The organism is Blautia sp. AF14-40 (genome assembly GCF_003479665.1).
Lineage (GTDB): Bacteria > Bacillota > Clostridia > Lachnospirales > Lachnospiraceae > Fusicatenibacter > Fusicatenibacter saccharivorans.
The window spans coordinates 4,912-7,611 of sequence record NZ_QUHK01000001.1 but is presented as its reverse complement, the minus strand read 5'-3'; the positions used below and the strand labels follow the sequence as shown (position 1 = coordinate 7,611).

At 45.3% G+C, this 2,700-nt stretch carries 1 protein-coding gene and 1 pseudogene; both read right to left on the bottom strand.

Going from position 1 to position 2,700, the window contains the following annotated elements; genetic code table 11:
• Positions 1-220: 220 nt before the first annotated feature.
• Positions 221-2,011, bottom strand: a complete 1,791-nt coding sequence (locus tag DWW13_RS00040; RefSeq protein WP_118420158.1) for a reverse transcriptase domain-containing protein — start codon at positions 2,009-2,011, stop codon at positions 221-223.
• 529 nt (positions 2,012-2,540) lie between these two features.
• A pseudogene (locus DWW13_RS18745) lies at positions 2,541-2,700 on the bottom strand (VirB4-like conjugal transfer ATPase, CD1110 family); the annotation flags it as partial.

Sequence of the window (2,700 nt, the reverse complement as noted above, 5' to 3'; positions counted from 1 at the left end):
ACTGCTTTGCAAGGATAGTACGGTCGCCCTGCGCTTGATTGAGCATGAGGACAAAATCGCTGTTTTCAAAGATATTTTCCACCTCGCGGCTTGCCAAAAGGTCGTAGGGTAGGGTAAAGGCGCCTTGTCGCCGTTGGCGGTAGGTTTCCTACACCCTCCCTCGGAACCGGACTTACTCCTCTCGAAGTATCCGGCTCCCCATTAGTAATTAACGTATTGATTAGTGTCTGTGTATTCTTTCATGGCACTTGCTACAGACAACAAGCGTTTTCCGCCGCTTCTTTTTCATCACGGTTTCCCAATCAGAATTACCCAATTCGTTTAAGTTCCGTATAACGTGAACCTCATACAAATCGGCTTCTTTACACCCACATAGTTCACAAACTCTGGCATTGAGCCGTTGTCTAATAGTGGTTTTCCAGCTGAATTTCTTTCTCTGATAAATGATGTCACTCGCTTCGCCACGCTTACAATCTGCGATTTTAACAGGGCGAACACGTTTTGTTCCTGCTTTAGTTTCATAAGGGACAGACCATGTTTTCCCGTCTTTATACTGGCGAATGATTTTGCGGATACTGGTTTTGTGCTTATTAGCAATCGTCTTTAAGCAACTGTACTCCATAAGATAGCAGAAGTAGTCCAGCGTGTGATAATCACAAGCCAGATTGTAATAGTTGCATAATCCTCTTGCTTCGGCATTGTACTGTTCCACAATCTCATAATCCGCAAGGTTGAGAAGTCCGGCTCGGTGTATCGGCTGAAACTCCCCGTTTTCCTTTTGGCGAATGACTTTCTTTGCAAACATGAATTTCTCAATCTTTTCCGTATGGGGAACAGACAGGGCAACTTTCATGTGCAGGGTACGGGATTTTCTCCACGTTCCGTTTTTCATTCTGTGACCTTTGACTTCCTGATTTCTGCGGACGCAAATATCATATCCAATGAAACGGACTTTTTCGGAGCTGTGCGTTATCAGCGTCTTTTCCTCGCTTAGAGTTAATTTCAGCTCTGTGCTTAGAAATTCAGCGATTTCGGCTTTCAAGTCCTCACATTCCGCTTTTGTGCCGCACACACCTGCCAGCCAATCGTCCGCATAACGGACAAAAGTGAACTTCTTGTTGTCGGCAGGTTTGCAGGGCAGATTTCTCATAGCTTCCTTCTGTGCCCTATGCTGGTCAATCAGTTCTTGTCTTGCCGCTTCATCAGCGGTATGGTCAATCCAATAAGACAGTCTTTTTAATTCTTTGCTTGCCGCATGATATTCCGGTGTCTGATATGCAGACCTCGGCTTATCAAAGCGTTCTGCGATTTCCCGAAACTTCTTGTCCAGCTCATTCAGATAGATATTTGCAAGTATTGGAGAACAGATACCACCCTGCGGGGAACCGCTGTAAGTGGCGTTGTATTTCCAATTCTCGATATACCCAGCTTTCAAAAACTGGCGAATGATGTTCAGAAAACGACTGTCCTTGATTTTCCTGCTCAAAATCTCAATCAATTTTTCGTGATTGATGTTATCAAAACAACCTTGTATATCGCCCTCGATAAACCAGACCACGCCTGTGAAGTCAGAAGAAATCTGACGGAGTGCGGTATGACAGCTTTTACCCGGTCTGAAACCGTGGGAGTGGCTGTCAAAGACAGGTTCATAGATAGCTTCTAAAATCATTCTGACAACTTCTTGCAGGAGCTTGTCACGGAAAGACGGGATACCCAGCGGACGGAGCTTTCCGTTTTTCTTTGGAATATACTCACGCCTTACAGGATTGGCTTTGTAGGTTCCGTCCTTTAGTGACTGGATTAACTCTTTTACATAGAAGTCACTGAAACCGTCTGCGGTATCGTTGTCGATACCCTGTGTTGTTGCTCCTTTGTTTGCATAAAGTTTCTGATAGGCGGCGTAGTAAATATCTTCACGAAGTAAGTATCTGTAAAGTCTTGTGAATACGCCGTCTTTGTGTTCGCTGGAACACTTTTCAATACGCTCTAAAATTTCAGATGTTGGTTTCATTGAGGTTTCTCCTCCCTTTCATTCTTACATTTTAGATGTTACTAACTGGCTCCCTTCGCCATGTAAGGGTCGTTATCCCTCTCGGACTACTATGGAGCCTCCGTTACCATATCCGGCAAATGAGCCAGACTTAGGCAATCCCCAGTTAGCACTGTGCATAGGTTAGTGAAGATTGTCGGATATGCTTTCGGTTCGTTGTGACGTGTTCTCACGCCTGTTTCATAACGTGTTGGCAGTTGTCCCGCCGTGAAAGATGACGTGACAGCGTTATGACATGGGTTTCAGGACTTTTCCCACACCTGCAAAAAACAGGAACTGGAACCTTACATTCGATAAACCCAATCTTATCCTCATATCTTCTTAACATTAGAAAACAGTCGCACCTAAGTCCTTTGGTGACTATTCCTTTTTCTGCCATGCGCTGTTCCCGTAAAGGATTTCTCCTTAGTCGGTAAGGCAGATTGTTTCGCACACTGCCGTGTGCGGCAGTACCTTAGACTGCTTTGCACAGCGCCCTATCTGGGCGCACTTTGACGTTCTGCGTAATGGCTGTGGGGATACCGCCCCATTTACGGAAACGCTTCCAAATCTCCACGCTGTAAGCGGCGGTCTGTTCCTCTTTTAAGAGCAAGTGAAACTCGTCCATATAGTAGCGGGTGGATTTCTTTTCTGCCCGGTTTATCGTTACT

Excerpts from the sequence above, each read along its gene's own strand:
- DWW13_RS00040 (WP_118420158.1), bottom strand. The coding sequence starts at position 2,011 with ATGAAACCAACATCTGAAATTTTAGAGCGTATTGAAAAGTGTTCCAGC.